The sequence below is a fragment of the Cloacibacterium rupense genome (assembly GCF_014645495.1).
Lineage (GTDB): Bacteria > Bacteroidota > Bacteroidia > Flavobacteriales > Weeksellaceae > Cloacibacterium > Cloacibacterium rupense.
In genome coordinates this window covers 206,871-229,168 of the sequence record NZ_BMLV01000004.1, presented here as the reverse complement: position 1 = coordinate 229,168, position 22,298 = coordinate 206,871, and the positions used below count along the sequence as shown (strand labels likewise).

Here is a 22,298-nt window from a genome sequence, read left to right as displayed (position 1 = left end):
CAATAAAAAATCCGCCCAGTGGGCGGATGGGATTAATTGTAAATGACCTAGTTTTATCATTACTCCTTTCTTCGTAAAGAAATTGAAAAAAACGCTACTCTTTCTAAAAACACATTAAGACTTCTATACTAGAAAGTAAAGTAATGATGGTAAAACTATAATTAAAAAAATAATTTTTTAATGGTACAAAGGAACTCTATTTCTAATCTAAAGCCAAAAAATAGGCATACCATTAGAGTACCATTTTGTTTAAAAAACCTTATTTAGGGATGTATTATAGCTTTTTAAACCATATTTCCATATCTTGGTCTTCTTCTATAAACAATTTTTTTCGCAGATTGTACTTTCTATTTCTTATGGTGTTGATAGATTTGAAAGTGAATAAGGCGATGTCTTTGGTCTTAAATCCTAAGAAAATATAAGCACATAGGGTAAGCTCTGTAACGCGCAATTTGTCATTGATTGCTAATAATGCATCTATCTTTTCAGGATAAACTTCTTTGAATCGGGTGAAAAACTCAGGACTATTGCTTTTGGCCAAATTAATCAATTCGTCAAAAGAATCATTTATTTTGAGCTGAAGATTTTCTGCTAGAGTTTCTTTTTCTTTAATCTCTATTTCTTTTTCTTCGATTAATTTTTGAACCTTATTTTTCTCTTTGCTGTTTTTGTATATTTTAAAGGCTAAAAACGAGAGAATAAGTAAGACTAAAACCCCTAATATAAAATATAATTTTTGTGATTTTGAAAATTCTTTGTGAATTAATTTCTCTTTTTTTCTAACAATATCATTAATGGTTATTTCAGAATTACTTGATTGCTTATTCACAATACTATCTTTTAACATTACCCTCTTATCAGAATAATCAATAGCTTTTTCTAAGTTCCCTATATTATGATACGAACTGTACAATCCTGAATATGCCTTATCTAGTATTAGCATTTCATTTATTTTCTTTGCTAAATCCTCAGCAGATTGATAATGCAAAATAGCTTTAGCATAATCTTTTTTTTCTTCATAGTATTTTCCCCATTCATTATCAAGTGTGGCTTTATTAAAATCGTTTAGATTGTAGGTTTCAGCCTTTTTTAAATAAAATTTTGCAGAATCAATATTTTTATTCAAATTATGATGGTTTGCTAAACAAATGCATGCATAGGGATCTTCCTTTATAGATAAGCCTTTGTAAAGGTATTTTACTGCTTCATTTTTATTATTCATATTACTATATACAGAATATAGATTAGAATAGATTATTGACAAATATAGATTTTTATCATTTTTATCAAGAATTCTATTGGCAAAATTCAAGGAGTTCTCAAATTGAATTATCGCATTATCATATGAAGTCTTAGATTCAGAATAACACCTTCCCATCCCCAAAAATATACTAGCAGAAATTACATTATCCTTTATATTAGATGTTTCTATAATCCTTTGTGCTGTGTTTAATGCTTCTAAGCTTTCTTTGTATTTTTTAAGATTACAAAGAGCATTTCCTAGCCTTGCATATCCATAAATTTCTCCTTTTTTATAATTGATTTTTTTAGAATATTGTATTGCTTTCCTACTAAGATTTGCTATTTCTTGGATATTGTTTTCGTCTCTCAATCGATAAACTTCTTTAGTCATCAGAGAATCTATTTCCTTTGGTGTATATTGTGCCTTCAGTATACTTGGACAGAGAAACAAAATAACGAAGACCATCAACATATCAATTGACAACAAATTATCGTTAAAAAATAGGTCTTTAAAATGTATCTTATTTCTAATCATTCTTCTCATTATCAAAATTTCTAAACCATAAACTGATATCCACTTCTTCTGAGAGATTCAGTTTCTTTCTTAAGTTGTATTTTCTATTTCTAATGGTATTGATAGATTTATGAGTATATCTGGCAATATCTTTTGCATTAAACCCTAAAAAAATATAAGCACATAAAGTAAGTTCAGAAACCCTAAGACTTGGATTTATTTCTAAAATTTTTACAACCACTCTAGGATATGTTTCTTTAAACTTGGCAAAAAACTCTGGTGCATTTTCTTTGGCTAGTTTCACCAATTCTTGAAAAGAATCATTGATTTTAAGTTTTAAAACATCAGTTTCTATTTTAGTTTTTTGCTTGTCTTGAAGAAATACTTTGACTCTTTTTCTATAGAATACCCAAGCAAGCAAAGAAAATAATACAAAGGCAAAAACAATAAAATATATCTTTCTATTTGATTTTTTCTCTACATAAATTTCTTTTTCTTTTAAAAATTTATGCAGTGGTATTTCTTGTAATTTTTGGTTTATTATTTTTATACTGTCATTCAAATGAGAGTATTTTTCTAGATATAGGCTCGCTTTTTTATCATTATTTTGTTTTTTATAAGCTTCATAAAGTAATTTATAAGCATCTTTAATATCTTGATTTTTTTTGAGATTCTTCAAAATAGCCAGAGATTCTTCAAAATTGATCACTGCATCCTGATATTGCTTTTTTTCTAGATAGTACCTTCCCCAGTTTCTTTTCAATATTGATTTTTGATAAATAGGAAACTTTCCTGTGCTGTTAAGTTGATCTCCAAAATCTAAATAATATTTTGCCGAATCTAGATTTTTATTAAAATTGATAAAGTACCTTGCCAACCTTGCAGATGAGTAAACATCTGGATAAGCCTTATGAGATAATTTCAAATTATGATACAATTCTTTTATATTATTTTCATCTTCATATATAAGGGCTTTAACCCCGTAGTAATATTGAAGTTCTTTCTTGTATTTATCGCTATTATCAATTAGGTTATTTATGGCCTTATCAATATAAATAATTGCATTTTTTTTATATCCTAAATAATAAAAGTTTCTGCTATAACAGGCATTTAATTTAGATAATAATCTGGGATTATCAATATCATTTGTATATACTGATGCAAGATCCAAGTAATGTAGACTTTCTTGAATTCTGTAAATATTACTGCAAATATTTGCAGCATAAAGATAAGCTTTTAAAGTACTTTCCTTATCATTCAGCTCTTCATATCCTGCAATTACTTTTTTACATAAAGCCAAAGATTGCTCATACTCCCCTTTTAGAAAAAGAGACTTTACATTGTTTTCAAATAGAGAGTCTAACTCTTTTTTGGGGGTCTGCCCATAAGAAAAACTAACTATTAAGGATATTGCGAATACACTAAATATCCAATTTATTTTAATACTCATTTATTAAAACGAATTTAATCAAAATAATCATTTACAATAATACGAATTAATGATTCAATTTACAACTACTAAAAAATGAATTATAAAGAACTATTATCAAAAATTTTAAGGAAAATTATATTTCTCTTTTTTAGTGTCCAAAAAAGAGGGCTGTCTCTAAGAATGATGAGAACAGCCTACTTTCTTGGTTATAATCTTATTGATTGAATTTACTTTCTATATATTGAAACTAATTTTAAGTTAAAACCTTAATAATTTGAAAAGAACACTAATTCGCCTCCCAAAACGTCCATTTTTGTCCGTTGAAGACAATTAAACGGTGTTTGGTATTGTCTGTTGGGTGTTTTAGAAATGCCATCATCCCAGCGGATGGATTTTTGATGGCTTTGTAATCGTCTACGATGGGTAATATCATTGCTTTATCATTAGAATCCAAAACCAAAACACCGTCTGTTGTGGTATCTTTGTTCCCAATAATAACTTTTGCGCCTGCTTTGTCTGCTAATGGCGTAGCTTGCGGATCTTTTACATCTGTTTCTACTGTTGTAGAATAACCTGATTGAACTGATAAATCACTCCATCCTGTGGTTTCGTTTTTTACTTTTACTTTGTATTCTCCATTAGGATTTTCTGTTGTTGCAGAAACATCAAAAATAAGGGTTCCGCCTTTGGCATCGTTGGCTCCACTTGGCACTGTTTCTACATAAGGGAGTATGATTCCTTTGTCTTTATCTGTTCCAAATTCTAACAAAACTGAGGTTGTATTCGTTAGACTATTTACTGCATTGTTTGCTCCTATTCTTACTTGTGAAAAACTCAATATAGAAATGGAAACCAACAATGTTACTATTATTTTTTTCATTGTTTTATTTTTTTAGAAACCTTCAAGGTTTTGAAAACCTTGAAGGTTTAGGGTTTATTAATTATTACCAATTAAGGACAACTTTGTTTGTTGAAACATTTCCAGCCTGTGGTAGTACCGTCGGTATTGATTTTCAAACATCCTTTTCCACCATCTTCATATGTATCAAAAACCATCATTCCTATTACTGGAGCTGTAATTTTAGAAATATGATTATCTGCTGATGTCAATGCTGGGTCACTCGTCATTCTGGTAATCACAAAACCTTTGGTTTTACTTTCTATTGCGGTGTAAGCAGAGTTTCTAAGCATTGGCCAATTGCCGTTATCCTCTCCTGCTCTTCCCAATATTGTAATACCATGTTTTACAGGATATGTTGCACCATTTACTAAGCTTGGGTCTTCGTAGCAAACTGGATTCCCTACTACCTTTACTGTAACTGTTGCATATCTACAACTGCTATTTACAACGGCATCTGGATCGTTATCACAAATTTCATAGGTGTATGTATATGTTCCTGGTGGTGTGCCAGGAAGTACTTCTACCGTACCATCTGGGTTTAAGGTGATATAGGTTATATTCCAAGATGAATAACCTAAATTTACGGTACCTGTGGGTAAAGTAGATATAATGCTGCCATTGTAGGTATCATTTCCTAAAACACTTGGCAATGTACCTCCTACCCCAGAAATAATAGGGGTAGCTACATAGTTATCATCTACAGCACAAATAGGAGCGTAAAGTGTAATTTCTTTAGTACCTGAAAAACAATTATTAGTAGTATCATAAAACGCAGCGTAGATTTTTCTTGTTGCGCCAGTAACCGCTGTTACAGGATTAATTCTGTTTGCCGTGGTAGCTGGGCTTGCACTATGCCAAGTTAGAATTACACTAGCTGGTGCTGGCTTATTAGAGGCTGTTAAACCACTTAAATCTGCCGTTGTACTACCACAAGGAATAGAATATGCACTATTAATTGCTATATAATTCGTTGCATCATTTATAATGGGAGCTGCTGTTCCAGATGCACATACCGTAATAGTAACTACATTGCTGATTGCAGTACAACCTCCTGCACTGCCTACCACAGCTCTGTAGTAGGTAGTTGCAGTTAATGCTCCAGGAGAATATGTTGCAGCAGTTTCTCCTGTAATATTGGTAAAACTAATATTATCAGTAGAAACTTGCCATTGAATCGTTATTCCTGTATAACCTGTTAATGACAACGTACTGGGTGTATCTCCTGATGAAATCAGTTGGTTACTTGAAGCTGTACCAGCTACCACTGTAGGATTTATGGTTTGTGATTGATTAACCGTTTGCCCCGCAGCTTGTGTATATCCTATTACTGCAGGTGTTGATGTAGGCACTGCTGGTACACCACTTGTATTAACCGCTGTATTTATTCTGTTCCCTGTGATATAGGTAGCTCCTGGTAAGAAAGTTGCACCTCCTTCTATAACGTCTGGACAAGTATCTCCATCAGAATCTAAATCTATTCTATTGGGGATAAAATCTCCATCAGTATCACAATCCTTATAGCCAATAAGTCTAAAATCATCATACCCAAAATTTGCAGAAGATCCTCCACCTGGATTATAAAAATATATTCTAAAAGTATAAGTTTTATTAGCGTCTAAATAAATCGGTCCACTTACTACATTAGCGGTTGCATTTGCACCACCAGCTGGCACATAACTGGTACCGCCAAGTATGCTGCGATTAGAACTAAAATTATTATCTGACATTCTTACTGAGAATGTATATTGCGTACCATCTACAGAAGAAGGAATTACATACCACCCTAATTGCGTAAGTACAAATGGGCTATTGCCAACTGTAATACGATATTGCATATACTCATTATTGGTAATTGCTTCAGCTTCTGTAGTAGCATTAACATTACTTATCGTTTGATAATATTGAGGAGAACCAATCCAGCCAACTGTTACACCTGAACCTATATCCGTAGAAGCAATACTTGCAGCTGTGAAATCAGTAGTTGTATATGGTGAAGCTAATGTCGCTCCAAAATTTCCTTGGGGTGTATTACCATTAAACCAAGAGACCATAGTTCCTGCGGTAGCTGCACATTCTGCTGTATCTAAAATCCCATCGTTATCATCATCTAAATCACAACTATCAAAAACGCCATCTCCATCACTATCAGTTTTACCACAAGGATTATCAGCTATAGTAATTGTCGCTGTAGATGTTGCACAATTGGTAGGTTGAATAGTAGAACATATTCTGTAATTTATAACATAAGTACCACCTACTACTGTATTTGCTACCGTAATAGTCCCATTACTATTCAATGTAAAACCAGCAGGTAAAACACCTACCGCAGATACGGTAACGTTAGTTATGTTAGCAGCAACTCCAAGGTGAGAATCATTAGCCAAAACAGAAGTAGTAGTAAATGCTGTTCCCGAAGTACCTGTATAAGCATCCGCATTGGCACAAAGAGATGGTGATTGCAAATTAGCTATAGTTACAGAACCATCACTATCCCCATCATAATATTTCATAATAAATTTAGAAACATACAATCCATTAAAATTAAAGCTTACTCTAGCTTCTGTATCATTCTTATTTGATCCACTACTACTAGCGGTAAATGTTTTATTGGTTGAATTATAGGTTACAAATGTGCCTGTATATAATGTATACCTAGAAGCAGACATTGGGATGATAGCATTATTTTGATCATAAGCTTCAATAATTATCACATCAAGATCATCTACATCATTCACATCAAATGTTAAGTTGTAAACTGGTGAAGAAAAAGATAATTGATTTTCAACCCTATTATTTAACGTACTACTATTAGAGCCAATTTGTGTCCTAATTCCAAAAGCATCTTGGTGATTGTTTGCAATGTCTACTGTATAAGTACCTGCAGAGCCATATCTTTGATGGGACAAAGAAAGCACAGAATTCCCTAGCTTGTAATTACTAGAATTAATATGAGCAACAGCATCAGTCTGAGAATTAGGGAAAACAATACTCTGTGGACATTGTGAATACCCTACACTAAATATCAAGAGAATAAATAAATATACTATTCTTTTGATATATCTAAAAAAAGATAAATCTATATTCATTAGAAGTTATTTTAAAGTTGAAAGAAGAAATTTTCTAAAATTAGTTTTTAGATAAAAAGAGAATTAGTTGTAGAAACCGGCGGTGGCCTCACTGAGAAAAAATCTTCAGATATAGACAAAAAGTCCAAACGAACTTCCCTTATCAAATCATCAGAATCGGCATAGAAAATTAAATATTCACAATAACTTCCCAATACCGCCATTGACCTCTGGTAATGATTTTGCTGGGTACTACATACCACAACATGCTCATGAAAACCATACATAACCTCTTTAGATGCTGGTACAGTTTCATAATGCTCATAGGTCGAAATATTCTTCACCTGAACTGGCCTCTGAACCTTCTTCTTTGCCAAAGCTATTCGTTTAGATGGAGAAGGCTTCTTTTTATTTTGAGTTGCCTTTTTTACCACCAACTCATAATGATGCAGCGCCCCCTCAGTATCTATAATGGTAGCTCCTCCGGTGAGGTATATTACCCCTTTAGCTTGATTTACTTGCAGCGTATCTGCAGTGTATACTTTTGAACCCTCAGAAGGTTCATATTTTTTATCTAAAGTATTGCCCCTAAAAAAAGACACAATGAGCATCAAAAAAAAACCAACCATATTTCTACGAATGCAGAAATAGGCTGGTTTTTGTTTCACCAAAAGTGTTTTGATTGTCATTTGTGTTTTTAATTTCTAGCCGCAAATTAAATGCTAAAAACCATTACACATGTAATTTTAGAAGTACCATTTTAGTACTACTCTACCCCTAAAACACTACTTATCAATCACTTACAACAATAGGCCATGTAAGCTTATCATATATAACCTTATTTTTTATTAGACTTTTCAGCCCTCTTTTTGATTCCCAAATCGAAAAAACAAACATTTATCATCCAAGAAACAACTTCTTTTGAAGTCAATTTTACAAAACTTCAAGTCTAATCCAGATAAATCCAGTGAAAAAATCAACCGCCTTTTTATCTGTTTTTATATTGTTGACCTACCACATAACTTATCAATTCAGATTTGCTATGGATATTCATTTTTTTATAGATATTTCTAATGTTCATCCTTACGGTATCTATAGAAATACCCAACCTATCGGCTACCAATTTATACGAAAGCCCATCGATGATGCCGTGAGCCACCTGCGTTTCTCTCTCTGTCAAATTTTCTAAATGGTTCTTTTTAACCTGAAAAAAATTAAAAACCTTTTTGGCAATCTTTGGAGTCATAAATGCCCCTTCATCCATCACAGAAAACAATACTTTTTCAATATACTGCACAAAATCTTGCTTATCAATATACCCTACTGCTCCTTGTCTTAGTGCTTCTAAGATGGTTTCTGTATCATCTCGTATAGAATTGACAATAATAGATACCTTCGGATATTTAGCAAGAATCATCGGGATGGCTTTTATCCCATCCAGTTGTGGCAATATGATATCCAAAAGAAGAATATCTACCTCGTCCTGATGTTGTGATATAAAATCCAAAGCGTTCACGTAATATTTTTCACAATCAAACTGCGAAATCTCATTTACTATCCTCATTTGCAATTCTGCAAACTCTGCATCATCTTCTATTATGACTACTCTATAGGTTTTCATATGATTTTTTATATTTTAAAGCCTATGCTTATCACCATTTTCTGGTGTTCCGCATCATTTACAATGTCTATATTTCCTTGATTTCTTAATACTCTCTTTTCTAAATTTTTAATCCCATGCCCCACACTGCCTTCTTTTACCATTAATTGCCCTCCATGTTCTTCTACCTTTATCGATAGAAACTTTTTACTCCATTCAAAGAGAATACTTACTTTACTGGCAGATGAATGCTTAATAATGTTATTGGTGATTTCGTACATACACATCGTCACATCTCTATTCAGCTCAGAACCTATCTTGTCTTGGTCACTCCCTTGGTAATTAAAATCTAAATCTATCCCTTTTATGCTCAGAGTCTCCGTCACAAACTCTTTGCAGTGGTCATACAAATCCATTATGGCGACTTCTTGATGCTTACTGTTATTGATATAAGCCCGTAAACTGAAATTAGCCTGGTTTATGTTTTCTACAATTTTATTCTTTTGCTCATCATCTATCGTTTTAAAATATTGCAAGATCAATGAGGTTTTAGAAAGTACTGTTCCCACCTCATCGTGCAAATCCATGCTTACCCTTTCATAAATCTCATTCTTTACATTGAGGTTTCTGTTGGTCAAATAAAATACCAATATGGCCAATGAAAAAATAAGAATCAGACTCCCTACTATAAAATAACTACTCTCATAAAAAGATTCTTTTACTTTTATAGTAATAGGCTGGAACGGAATCTTCTTTCCTAACTCATCACTTCCCCGAACTTCTATATGATAAACATCTGCCGACAATCCTATGAAATCTATGTAATATCTATCCTTCAGAGCATTCCAAGCCCCTTGATTTACCCGATACTCAAACGTGCATTGGTGTCTTTGCAATGTACTTGGTACACTTAGGTATAGTCTAGAATAATAGGTATCTCCTCGGTAACTGATGCTCTCATCTTTCATCATCTTTCGGTAGAGACTGTCTTTACCTATCAAATGATATCCAGAGACGACCCCTTTTTCTTTATTCAAACTGAAATTCATTTTTTGAGGGTTTATGATGTCATACCCGTTCAGCCCCCCGAAAATCAATCGCCCATCTTGCATCTTGGCCTTAGCTTTATAGTTATACTCGGTATTCATCAGTCCATTTTTCTTTCGTAGATTAATCATAAGGTCCTTGGCATAATCATAACCTACAATACCACTATAAGTACTGGCCCATAACCTCCCTTTCTCATCTTGTAACAATCCTGTGATTTTAGAGGGATACATAAAATCAAAAGCCAGTTGTTTTACAATTCTTAAATCCTTTAATCTAAGTATACTCAAGCCTTTATCATCTCCTATATAAGCCAACTTTTGCCCTTTATCAATTAAAATATCTCCTATAATTCTATTTCTAATGTTGAATTTCACATACTTCAGATTCTTGCCATTCACAACAAACATCCCACCATCTGTTCCTACCAAAATCCTATTGTTTTCCTCATCTATGGCCACCGCTTTTATCATCTTATCATTAAAAAGATTCGGCACTTTTATTATTTTTTGCGCTGGCTTTCCATAATCATTAATGAGGTAGAGGTAATGGTAATCACCTGCATAGACCCTATTAAGTCGCGGGTCATAATACACCGTACATACCGGATTGTTGCTATCTGATGGCAATATTGACTTAAAATTCGTAAAATCTTGATGGGCAAATAAAAGACCTTTACCTTCTGTGCCCAACAAAAAACCTCCTTCTACCTTTGCTGCATCATATACAGATAGCGCTGGCTGAGCTACTCTTTTTAAGGTTTGGTCTTGCCCATACCACAAAATATTAGGGTTACTGAATAGGTACAAACCATTTTCTTGTGCAATAATTTTTCTCCTCACCCGAAACCTTTGACTAAACACATCATCTTTTAAATTCACCAGGTAATCTTGCTTTTTCACCACATCTATCAGCCCTTGATTGGTCGCAATATAAATATGCTGCCCATCTACCAGAATTTTCCTCAACTCTACATTTTCTATACTCATAATCAATTCGTATTGACCTACCCCTCGCTCTAGATATACTGATTTACTATCTTTTATGAAATACCTCTTGCCCTGAAACACATCAAAATCATTAATCCTATGATAGACTAGACCTTTTAATGGTTGACTTACAATATTATTTTTCCTAATGACTATAGGATACTTTAATCCAGAATAAAAAATGGACTCAGAATAGATTTTAAAATGCTCTCCAAAAACACCCCCTGGCAAAAGTGCTCCTTCCACATGAGAGTATTTCATTAGATTATTATCTTCTATTTTGTAAAACCCTAATAAAGGTATAGAAAGAAAAATAACTCCATTCTTGACCACTATACTTGCTCTCTTATATCCCGAAACTGTACGCTTAAAACCTGTCTTGTAAAGGGTCTGTTGATGATCTCTGATGATAAGAATATCTAAATTTTTAAGCAATAGATATATTTTGTTGCCTTCTATAGATATATCATGTACTTCATGTAGTGTTAATAGTTGCTCTTCACCTGTTGTCAAGTTGTAAGAAATACATCCTCTTTCTGTAAATATGGTATATATATATCCTTTATATACTATTGATTTTATTGCAGACCTACCTGTTTCTCTCTCATATCTATTTTTTATACGAACAGGATTGTACCCATCAAATTTCCATAATCCATCTTCTGTAGATAGCCAAAGCATCTTCTCTTCATCTTGCACTAAATCATTTAGAGTATTGGTAAATCCATTGTAAGAGTCATATATTATCTTATCATATTGAGGTTGAGAAAATACAAATTCAAACACTAACACCATAACCAACGACAATAACCTACCCTTTTTTATGAAATTTTTAAATATTCTCATTTCTAAAAATACTTTTTTATCTTATTACACATCTTTATGTAGGTATTAAACAATCACTTATAAAATGTAAATGTAATAATTTTATCGTCAACTAAATTGAATTAAAATGAAAATACTAAAAATGACATTTGCGATGATAATAATAATTTCATTTAATCATTGCTCATTCTCAAACAAAAGCAAAGAATTTTCAAGTGATAAGATTTTCTATAATGGAGACATCATCACTATGGAAGGCAATACCCCTCAATATGTAGAAGCCGTAGTAACAAAAGGAGATGACATCATTTTTGCTGGCAGTAAAAATGAAGCCGAAAAATACCATGCCAGCAATACAGAAATGATAGACCTTAAAGGCAAAACTCTTTTACCTGGCTTTGTAGATGGCCATAGCCATATTTGTATGTATGCTGATGAACTTTTACAAGCCAATCTCAATCCTCCTCCAATTGGCGAGGTAGAAAACATACCACAAATCATAGAAAAACTTAAAGAAATTAAAAAAACTAATAACGCTTCAGATACAGATATCATTATGGGTAGCGGTTATGACCAAAATTTTCTAGCAGAAAAAAGACATCCTACGGCTGCTGAACTAGACAAAGCTTTCCCTACCAATCCTGTAATTCTAAAACATACTTCTGGGCACATGCTAGTTTGTAATACCGCTGCTTTTAAAATGGCAGGTATCTCTGCAGACACCCCAGATCCTACCGGTGGAACTTTTATCAGAAAAAAAGGCTCTAAAGAATTAGAAGGTCTTGTACAAGAAACGGCTATGCAACCTTTCATTCCTTTTGTAATGAAAGTAGGAGCAGATGAAAAAGAATTTGACAAACTTACCAGAGCACAAAATTATTACGCTTCTTGTGGCGTTACTACAGCAGCAGAACATTTGGCTATGGACACCAAAATTACACTCCTACAAAAAGCTGCAAAAAATAATAAACTATTTTTAGATATCGTTGCCTTACCTGCTTATATCTATGCTAAAGAAGTAATAGCAGACCCTAATATGCAATGGGGAAAATATCAAAATCATCTTAAATTTCAAGGTCTTAAATTAGCTGTTGACGGTTCTCCACAAGGTAAAACCGCTTACATTACAAAACCATACCTTACAGAAGTAGAAGGATGCACTCATGATTGTAAAGGCTTCCCCGCAATGACTCAAGATATGGTAAATGAATTGTTTACTGTATGTTATAAAAATAATATTCAATTGTATTCTCATTGCAATGGTGATGCTTCTGTGGATATGATGATTAAAGGTCACGAATTTGCAACTCAAAAATTAGGAGATAAAGATAAAGACAGAAGAACCGTTATTATCCATTCTCAAATTATGAGACCAGACCAAATGAAGAAATACAAAGAATACAAATTATTACCTTCTTTCTTTACTAATCATACTTACTACTGGGGAGATGTTCATGTAGATAATCTTGGCCAAGAACGCGCCAATTATTTAAGCCCTATGAAAGACGCTTTTGATAATGGCGTAATATGTACCAATCACACAGATTGTACTGTAACTCCTATGGATCAAATGTTTCTACTTTGGACTTCGGTTAATAGACTTTCTAGAACAAATAAAGTGATTGGTGCTAACCAAAGAATCACGCCTTATCAAGGTTTATTAGCACTTACTGTTAATGGCGCTTATGAATGTTTTGAAGAAAACACCAAAGGTTCTATTAAAGCTGGTAAAAAAGCTGATTTAGTTATTTTAGATAAAAACCCTCTAAAAGTAAATGTTTTAGACATTAAAAACATTAAAGTGCAAGAAACTTTTAAAGGAGGCAAATCTGTTTATAAACTATAATAAAATGATTAACAATATTTTTAAAATAACATTAATACTCTCTAGCTCAGTAATTTTTGCTCAAACTAGTAGCAAAGATTCTATAGTAATTGGTAGAAACCCTATTGGCGACATTAATGCTGAGCAAGTAAGTAAAGCCGAAATTCCAGGTGCTGCAATTGTTTCTCGTTCTAAATATGGTGTATTAGCTATTGGTGGCTTTTTTAAAACACTTGGTATTGTTGATACCAAAAGCGAAATGAAACTAGACGCTAGTATGCCTGGTTATCTGGGCATTCCAGGGGTAGATGCTGCTCAACATGGGCAATCTTACATAGATGCTAGAGCCACCAGAATTACCCTAACCGCTCTTACAGATGTAGAAGGCTTAAAATTTAAAGGCTATGTAGAATGGAATTTTAGAGGAGAACCTACTAACTTCTCTTTTAGAGTTGCTTACTTAACAATTACTACTAAATCTGGTAAAACCGAATTCCTTGCCGGTAAATATTTTAGCAACATCGGAGACGTTTATTCTGTCCCCGACGCTCTTTCTGAACCTACTGTAAGTGGATTAATGGTAAATGAAAGACAAGAACAGATTAAATGGACTCAATTACTTTCTCCTAATTTCAAATTCTCTACTTCTGTAGAAAATGCGCCAAATGCAGATGTTCTTGGTTCAGAAATTAAAAACAGAATCGCTCCTACAGTTACTACAAACTTATCATGGGTACATCCTCAATTCAAAACTCACTTCTTCATAGGTGGCCTATTAAGAAACTTCTGGCTTACCGATAAAAATGATGTAGAATACAAAAAAATTGGATGGGCTTTATCTGCAGGTACTCATTACAACTTTTCACCTAAAACAAGACTTCAATATGTATTTTCTACCGGCGCAGGTATAGGAAACTATATGGTAGGAGCAGACCCTCTTGCTGCTGGCATTATTATTCCTAATGACAAATTATCTTTAAGAAAATCTATGGGCCATTATCTTGCTTTACAACATAAATGGAATGACGTCTTGCGCTCTAACGTAATGAGTGGTATGGTGATACTAGATAACCGAACAGATTATCCTTCTATTTTTACGTATAGATCTACACAGTTAGGTATAAACACCATGTGGAAAATTAAAAAATTCTTAACCGTTGGTATAGAATATTGGTATGGCACCAGAGAAGATTTATCTGGTAAGAAATGGGATAATCAAAGATTTGTTTTTGGGGTGCAATTATTTTAAATTCTTAAATTAAAATTCTCAATAATAATTCCAAACATTTTTTATATAAGATTCTAAACTCACAATAATGAAAAAAAAACATTCCTAATTTTCCTCAATTACTGTTAATCCAGTACAAATTTACGACACTCCATCCCAAATCATTGAGATGGAGTTCGTTTTACTCCCCATCCTTTTCTGCCTTATCTATCCTATAATCTACTCCCAGTTATTACACATCTTTATGCAGGTAACCTCTTGAATTTTGTATTACAAACTGTATTAATTTTGGGTATTATCTCATTTTATAAAACTCACTACTTCCTTTAAACCAAAAACTACGATGAAAAAATTAATTAAAACAGCTTTGAGATTCATTCTTGTTACTGCAATCATCGCCTGTGCTAAACCCGGAAAAAACTTCACCGAAGTAACCCAAGAAGGCAAAAACGGAACTTTATATTACGGGGGAGACATCATCACTGCCGAAGGAGGCGAGACCCCAGAATATGCAGAAGCTGTTTGGGTAAAAGATGGTAAAATAGCTTTTGTTGGAAACCTAAAAGAGGCCGAAAAACTAAGCCCTGATGCAGAAAGAGTTGACCTCAACGGAAAAACCATGACCCCAGGTTTTATCGATGGACATGCCCATTTCGCCGGCTTCGGTGCTCAGGCCGTTACGGCTAATCTTTTAGCAAGCCCTGACGGCAAATGCAATTCCATGAATGATTTAATTGCCGAATTAAAAGATTGGCATACCAAAAATGGTACCGACAAAACCAAAGGATGGATTCTAGGAATGGGATTTGACGATGCCGTTCTTAAAGAAAATAGATTCCCTACCAGAGAAGACCTCGATAAAGTTTCTAAAGATATCCCCATTTGTGTATTGCACATTTCTGGTCATTTCTGTGTCTTAAACAGCAAAGGCTTAGAAGTAATGAATATAAATGCTCAAACGAAAGCTGTTCCTGGTGGAGTCATTAGAAGACTGCCTAATTCTCAAGAACCTAATGGCGTTTTAGAGGAAAACACGGCTACGCCCGTTATTTTTAAACTATTCTTTCCTGAAAGTAAATATGCAGAATATTACATGGATAAAGGACAAGAAATGGCTCTAAGCTATGGATACACCACCCTAAACGAAGGTAAAACCTATGAAAACCACTTGCAATTTGTAGAATACGCCAAAAAAGGAAAACTAAAATTAGACCTTTTGTCTTTTCTTGACCCTAGCATGGCTAAATTCCTTGATAGCGAATGGAATAGCACAAAATACACCAACCACTATAGAATTGGAGGCTTAAAAATAACTCTAGACGGTTCACCACAAGGTAGAACTGCTTGGAGAACTATCCCGTATTTAATTCCTCCTGATGGTCAAAAAACTGGGTATAAAGGTTATGCACAAATGACTGACGAACAGGTACAAAGTGCGGTTGACCTAGCATACCAAAGAAATTTACAAATTAAAGCCCATTGCAATGGCGATGCTGCTGGAGACCAATTCATCAAAGCCATTCATAACGCTGAAAAAAAATTCCCAAAACAAGACCGTAGACATATATTCATCCATGGTCAACTCATTAGAAAAGACCAAATAGACAGCCTTGCAAAATACCAAATCTTTGGCTCTTTCTTCCCTATGCACACCTTCTATTGGGGAGACTGGTACAAGAAAATCATCGGGGACAAAGCAGCCAGAGAAATAAGCCCCGTGCAATCTGCACTCAAAAAAGGAGTACACATCAACACCCATACCGATGCTCCCGTTGCACTCCCAAATATGATGATGATTCTATGGACCTCCATCAATAGACAAAGCAGAAGTGGTGACATCATGGGTAAAGAAGAAAGATTGACCCCTTATCAAGCTTTAAAAGCTATCACCATCTGGGGAGCTTATGAATTTAAAGAAGAAAACCTTAAAGGCTCTATCAAAAAAGGTAAATTGGCAGACCTTGTCATCCTAGACCAAAACCCTCTTAAAATAGACCCCCTAAAAATTAAAGACATCTCCGTACTACAAACCATCAAAGAAGGCAAAGCCATCTATACCAAAAAATAGAATTTTTGTATTACCACTATATTTCTCTCCCCCCCCTATTATACCACTTGATAGAGGGGGGATTTTTATAGCTACCCATTTCTTGCATTCTATCAAAAACTCTTGCTTACTTTAACCAAAAAAAAGAGCTACAATACTCTGCAGCCCTCCTTTTTATCGTAGATAAACCTTCCGTTTTATTTAAAACTGGCACTTTCTACAGCTTTTAGAATTTCTTGCCCTACCTCATCATCCACGTACACCGCAGCCAAAGTAACATCTTTGCCTTTATACAAAGAATTAAAATTAAAAACTTTCATAGTCAAAGCCTTTGATACTACAGCCTTCAAAGAATATTTCGTAAAGACCTCATTCCCTATTTTTTTAGTTTCTGTAGACTCAGTAAGCTCAACATTGGGAAAAGATTTTTGATAAGTAGTATACATCAACCTATTATATTTGGCTACTTCTTTTTGATAGGCTTCCTCAGAGTCAGGGAAATCCTTAATATTGATGATAAAATAATTATTATCATCTTTTTTAAACAAATTAGGCTCTAAACCATTGATATTAAAATCGGTATCATATATTTTATCAATCTGCTTCTTACCCATCTGCAATGCAGCACCCACTTCCTTACTGTCCATTTTCGTAAAACCTCTCGGCAAATCCATTTTAAAACCCAACTCCTTATCTACGATATGGATGGGATTAGTGCTATTTTGTGCATAAATTTTATAAATGCTTAAAAAAGCAAAACATAAAATCAACAATCTTAATCTGTATTTCATACCGTAAATATACCATTTTAGTTGATCAATGAAAACAAGATTTTTCAAACAAATCATATAAAAAGTAAAGTCTACATGCCCTATTTTATCTAAAGTACTATTGAAATCATTCCCTATCTAATGCTTATCAATGTTTTAAAAATATAATCTGGTGAAAACGAAGCTTCGAAGAACATAATGTTTCAATTGCTCTTAGAAATCATTTAATATCTAAAACTTATTGATTCTTTCTCTGACTTCTTTGTTGTGAAAGCGAAGCTTCGACGAACGCAGTGAGTCAATTGTTCTCATAATTCATTTAATATCTAAAACTTATTGATTCTTTCTCTGACTTATTTGTTGTGAAAGCGAAGCTTCGACGAACGTTGTAAGCAAATTTCTTTCATAATGCATTTAATATCTAAAACTTATCGATTCTTTCTCTGACTTCTTTGTTGTGAAAGCGAAGCTTCGACGAACGTTGTAAGTAAATTGCTTTCAGAATTCATTTAATATCTAAAACTTATTGATTCTTTCTCTGACTTCTTTGTTGTGAAAGCAAAGCTTCGACGAACGTAGTGAGTCAATTGTTCTCATAATTCATTTAATATCTAAAACTTATCGATTCTTTCTCTGACTTATTTGTTGTGAAAGCGAAGCTTCGACGAACGTAGTGAGTCAATTGCTTTCAGAATTTATTAGCTTTGTGATAAAGCACAACCAAATATAATAAAGGTGATTGTAGCTTCTTGTTAGAAAAAGCTTTCAGAATTTATTAGCTTTGTGATAAAGCACAACCATATTATGCTGGTGGAATTAGAATTTCTGGTTAGAAAAAGCTTTCAGAATTTATTAGCTTTGTGATAAAGCACAACATTATTTTAAAATGGACCACAAATACCTTTGTTAGAAAAAGCTTTCAGAATTTATTAGCTTTGTGATAAAGCACAACCTATGAAAAAAATCATTTTAATCTGCTCTAGTTAGAAAAAGCTTTCAGAATTTATTAGCTTTGTGATAAAGCACAACGTCTGGATAACCATCTAAAATAAAACGTAAGTTAGAAAAAGCTTTCAGAATTTATTAGCTTTGTGATAAAGCACAACTCGGTCATTTGGATGGCGATGTTAATTTCGGTTAGAAAAAGCTTTCAGAATTTATTAGCTTTGTGATAAAGCACAACACGGACATTTCAATCGTTGAAGTTTGGCTAGTTAGAAAAAGCTTTCAGAATTTATTAGCTTTGTGATAAAGCACAACTTTCAATAAAAATATCTGTTCTTAATCTAAGTTAGAAAAAGCTTTCAGAATTTATTAGCTTTGTGATAAAGCACAACATTTCGGGTAAATTCCCTGCAAATCTACACGTTAGAAAAAGCTTTCAGAATTTATTAGCTTTGTGATAAAGCACAACATAAATTACCAATTCCAGCAATTCCCAAAGGTTAGAAAAAGCTTTCAGAATTTATTAGCTTTGTGATAAAGCACAACTTTGCTTTTGAACATCACTTACAGCAGCTAGTTAGAAAAAGCTTTCAGAATTTATTAGCTTTGTGATAAAGCACAACTGCAGAATTTCTAAAACAAAACATCAACGAGTTAGAAAAAGCTTTCAGAATTTATTAGCTTTGTGATAAAGCACAACAGAATACATGAGAGAAATACAACGCGTGAAGTTAGAAAAAGCTTTCAGAATTTATTAGCTTTGTGATAAAGCACAACATTTAAAAAAAACGTTTAAAACCTTTTAAAGTTAGAAAAAGCTTTCAGAATTTATTAGCTTTGTGATAAAGCACAACTAATAGAACCAGAAATTCAAAAGCTTCAAGGTTAGAAAAAGCTTTCAGAATTTATTAGCTTTGTGATAAAGCACAACAACTATCTATCTCACCTTCATAACCTGCAGGTTAGAAAAAGCTTTCAGAATTTATTAGCTTTGTGATAAAGCACAACTTACAAAAATTACGAAAAGTCAAGGGAAATGTTAGAAAAAGCTTTCAGAATTTATTAGCTTTGTGATAAAGCACAACGACAAATATCACTTTTTCAATTCCGTTGCAGTTAGAAAAAGCTTTCAGAATTTATTAGCTTTGTGATAAAGCACAACTTACCAATCTCAGCACCTACTTTCTCATAGTTAGAAAAAGCTTTCAGAATTTATTAGCTTTGTGATAAAGCACAACTTTATTCTCTGTAGATTGAGCCTCAGTAAGGTTAGAAAAAGCTTTCAGAATTTATTAGCTTTGTGATAAAGCACAACTTTGAATTCGAGAAATATATAAAATTAAATGTTAGAAAAAGCTTTCAGAATTTATTAGCTTTGTGATAAAGCACAACAATCAGAGCTTCTTGCTTAATTCTCTCAATGTTAGAAAAAGCTTTCAGAATTTATTAGCTTTGTGATAAAGCACAACTTTGTAGCTCCATTTGCTTTTCTGCTTCTAGTTAGAAAAAGCTTTCAGAATTTATTAGCTTTGTGATAAAGCACAACTGTTAATGAGAATGTAAATGATAATGTTAGTTAGAAAAAGCTTTCAGAATTTATTAGCTTTGTGATAAAGCACAACTATTTCTCCATCAACTCCAAAATCTTTATTGTTAGAAAAAGCTTTCAGAATTTATTAGCTTTGTGATAAAGCACAACCGGTTCTTTCTATAGAGCTCAACATGAATTGTTAGAAAAAGCTTTCAGAATTTATTAGCTTTGTGATAAAGCACAACCTACGAAAGCCTTATCTACTTCTTGGGTAAGTTAGAAAAAGCTTTCAGAATTTATTAGCTTTGTGATAAAGCACAACGCAAAGCTCTTGGTATTTATCTAAAATTTGGTTAGAAAAAGCTTTCAGAATTTATTAGCTTTGTGATAAAGCACAACGAATAGAAGCAAGATTTGATAGTATAGAAGGTTAGAAAAAGCTTTCAGAATTTATTAGCTTTGTGATAAAGCACAACAACGCAGATTCTTTTTGCTATAACACTTCAGTTAGAAAAAGCTTTCAGAATTTATTAGCTTTGTGATAAAGCACAACTTACCGCCACAGATTCTTCAGAACTTCACGGTTAGAAAAAGCTTTCAGAATTTATTAGCTTTGTGATAAAGCACAACATCATTTTCATTAGTAGACGTGCTATCATCGTTAGAAAAAGCTTTCAGAATTTATTAGCTTTGTGATAAAGCACAACTGTTAAGTGCAATTTTTTCTCTCTCTTCCAGTTAGAAAAAGCTTTCAGAATTTATTAGCTTTGTGATAAAGCACAACAAACCCCCCAAAGGAATTGAGACCAAAATAGTTAGAAAAAGCTTTCAGAATTTATTAGCTTTGTGATAAAGCACAACTTGTCTTTAAATTCTTTGGTGATTTTCATAGTTAGAAAAAGCTTTCAGAATTTATTAGCTTTGTGATAAAGCACAACTTCTTATAATACTGACCAAAAGCAATTAGAGTTAGAAAAAGCTTTCAGAATTTATTAGCTTTGTGATAAAGCACAACAGATGTAGGTGTAGCATCTACTTCTTTATTGTTAGAAAAAGCTTTCAGAATTTATTAGCTTTGTGATAAAGCACAACGGAGCGCTAAGTCTGATGAAAACTTCAAAGGTTAGAAAAAGCTTTCAGAATTTATTAGCTTTGTGATAAAGCACAACATGCAATTTGAAATTTTGTCAAACGTGACAGTTAGAAAAAGCTTTCAGAATTTATTAGCTTTGTGATAAAGCACAACAAGTGGTCCAATATGGCAAAATAGCCGCTGGTTAGAAAAAGCTTTCAGAATTTATTAGCTTTGTGATAAAGCACAACAGAATTCTGCAGATTGATAACCACTTTCGAGTTAGAAAAAGCTTTCAGAATTTATTAGCTTTGTGATAAAGCACAACGTCTAAAATTGTAAGATCAAGTCCTTCATAGTTAGAAAAAGCTTTCAGAATTTATTAGCTTTGTGATAAAGCACAACGTTCTACATATCGGTCATCATCTACCAATAGTTAGAAAAAGCTTTCAGAATTTATTAGCTTTGTGATAAAGCACAACAATTGGTAAATTAGGATGAGCAGCAACCAAGTTAGAAAAAGCTTTCAGAATTTATTAGCTTTGTGATAAAGCACAACAATCTCTAACAAATAAAGATGTTAAAGATAGTTAGAAAAAGCTTTCAGAATTTATTAGCTTTGTGATAAAGCACAACAAAGCAATTCTACTTTATAATTCAATTCAGGTTAGAAAAAGCTTTCAGAATTTATTAGCTTTGTGATAAAGCACAACGAAGCGCAAAAAATAATTGATAATGCTGACGTTAGAAAAAGCTTTCAGAATTTATTAGCTTTGTGATAAAGCACAACTTTTCACAAATACTAGGTATTTCTAGAAATGTTAGAAAAAGCTTTCAGAATTTATTAGCTTTGTGATAAAGCACAACAACCCAATCTTGAAGGCCAGAATTTATAATGTTAGAAAAAGCTTTCAGAATTTATTAGCTTTGTGATAAAGCACAACAGTTAATGAATGATCGGGTTCAGTAAGACTGTTAGAAAAAGCTTTCAGAATTTATTAGCTTTGTGATAAAGCACAACTAACTCCTAATTTAACCCAAGCCTTTAAAAGTTAGAAAAAGCTTTCAGAATTTATTAGCTTTGTGATAAAGCACAACAAAATCTGATACTGAAAGAAATACTTGGTAGTTAGAAAAAGCTTTCAGAATTTATTAGCTTTGTGATAAAGCACAACTGCGTAGAAATTACATAGACGGTTCTGGTAGTTAGAAAAAGCTTTCAGAATTTATTAGCTTTGTGATAAAGCACAACAGTGCAAAATGTA

11 protein-coding genes and 1 CRISPR repeat array (1 of these 12 only partly in view) are annotated in these 22,298 nt (G+C 33.0%); of the genes, 3 read left to right on the top strand and 8 right to left on the bottom strand.

Annotated elements, in window-relative coordinates; genetic code table 11:
- Window positions 1–274: 274 nt before the first annotated feature.
- The 7 genes from IEW40_RS10165 to IEW40_RS10135 all read right to left on the bottom strand — a co-directional run bounded on the left by IEW40_RS10165 (window position 275) and on the right by IEW40_RS10135 (window position 11,636).
- Window positions 275–1,777: a tetratricopeptide repeat protein gene (locus IEW40_RS10165; RefSeq protein WP_229663428.1), complete on the bottom strand. Its 1,503-nt coding sequence runs from the start codon at window positions 1,775–1,777 to the stop codon at window positions 275–277.
- The gene (locus tag IEW40_RS10160; RefSeq protein WP_188617982.1) at window positions 1,770–3,206 is read right to left on the bottom strand and encodes a tetratricopeptide repeat protein; all 1,437 of its coding nucleotides are present in this window, start codon (window positions 3,204–3,206) and stop codon (window positions 1,770–1,772) included. The genes IEW40_RS10165 and IEW40_RS10160 overlap by 8 nt, the downstream gene beginning before the upstream one ends.
- Before the next feature lie 268 nt (window positions 3,207–3,474).
- Window positions 3,475–4,068 (bottom strand): hypothetical protein, encoded by a 594-nt coding sequence (locus IEW40_RS10155; RefSeq protein ID WP_188617981.1) that lies wholly within the window; start codon window positions 4,066–4,068, stop codon window positions 3,475–3,477.
- Between the two features lie 71 nt (window positions 4,069–4,139).
- Window positions 4,140–7,175 carry a DUF8696 domain-containing protein gene (locus IEW40_RS10150; RefSeq protein ID WP_188617980.1) on the bottom strand — a complete coding sequence of 1,012 codons (3,036 nt, stop codon included), beginning with the start codon at window positions 7,173–7,175 and terminating at the stop codon, window positions 4,140–4,142.
- Window positions 7,176–7,222: 47 nt separating this feature from the next.
- On the bottom strand, window positions 7,223–7,843 hold the full coding sequence (locus IEW40_RS10145) for a hypothetical protein (RefSeq protein ID WP_188617979.1): 621 nt from the start codon (window positions 7,841–7,843) through the stop codon (window positions 7,223–7,225).
- 299 nt (window positions 7,844–8,142) lie between these two features.
- A complete protein-coding gene (locus tag IEW40_RS10140) occupies window positions 8,143–8,775 on the bottom strand; it encodes a response regulator transcription factor (RefSeq protein ID WP_188617978.1) in 633 nt (210 codons plus the stop codon).
- Between the two features lie 8 nt (window positions 8,776–8,783).
- Window positions 8,784–11,636 (bottom strand): sensor histidine kinase, encoded by a 2,853-nt coding sequence (locus IEW40_RS10135; protein WP_188617977.1) that lies wholly within the window; start codon window positions 11,634–11,636, stop codon window positions 8,784–8,786.
- A 106-nt stretch (window positions 11,637–11,742) separates the two neighbouring features.
- Here IEW40_RS10135 and IEW40_RS10130 point away from each other — a divergent pair, with 106 nt between their 5' ends.
- The 3 genes from IEW40_RS10130 to IEW40_RS10120 all read left to right on the top strand — a co-directional run bounded on the left by IEW40_RS10130 (window position 11,743) and on the right by IEW40_RS10120 (window position 16,736).
- Complete coding sequence (locus IEW40_RS10130; protein ID WP_188617976.1) at window positions 11,743–13,461, top strand: amidohydrolase; 1,719 nt, start codon at window positions 11,743–11,745, stop codon at window positions 13,459–13,461.
- A gap of 4 nt (window positions 13,462–13,465) precedes the next feature.
- Window positions 13,466–14,689, top strand: coding sequence for a DcaP family trimeric outer membrane transporter (locus IEW40_RS10125; RefSeq protein WP_188617975.1), 1,224 nt, complete (start codon window positions 13,466–13,468; stop codon window positions 14,687–14,689).
- A 322-nt stretch (window positions 14,690–15,011) separates the two neighbouring features.
- Window positions 15,012–16,736 carry an amidohydrolase gene (locus IEW40_RS10120; RefSeq protein WP_188617974.1) on the top strand — a complete coding sequence of 575 codons (1,725 nt, stop codon included), beginning with the start codon at window positions 15,012–15,014 and terminating at the stop codon, window positions 16,734–16,736.
- Window positions 16,737–16,912: 176 nt separating this feature from the next.
- Here the strand turns inward: IEW40_RS10120 and IEW40_RS10115 are convergent, their stop codons facing one another.
- A complete protein-coding gene (locus tag IEW40_RS10115; protein WP_188617973.1) occupies window positions 16,913–17,506 on the bottom strand; it encodes a hypothetical protein in 594 nt (197 codons plus the stop codon).
- Between the two features lie 653 nt (window positions 17,507–18,159).
- A CRISPR array of direct repeats spans window positions 18,160–22,298; the repeat unit is 47 nt; unit sequence GTTAGAAAAAGCTTTCAGAATTTATTAGCTTTGTGATAAAGCACAAC; it runs 1,450 nt beyond the window's last position.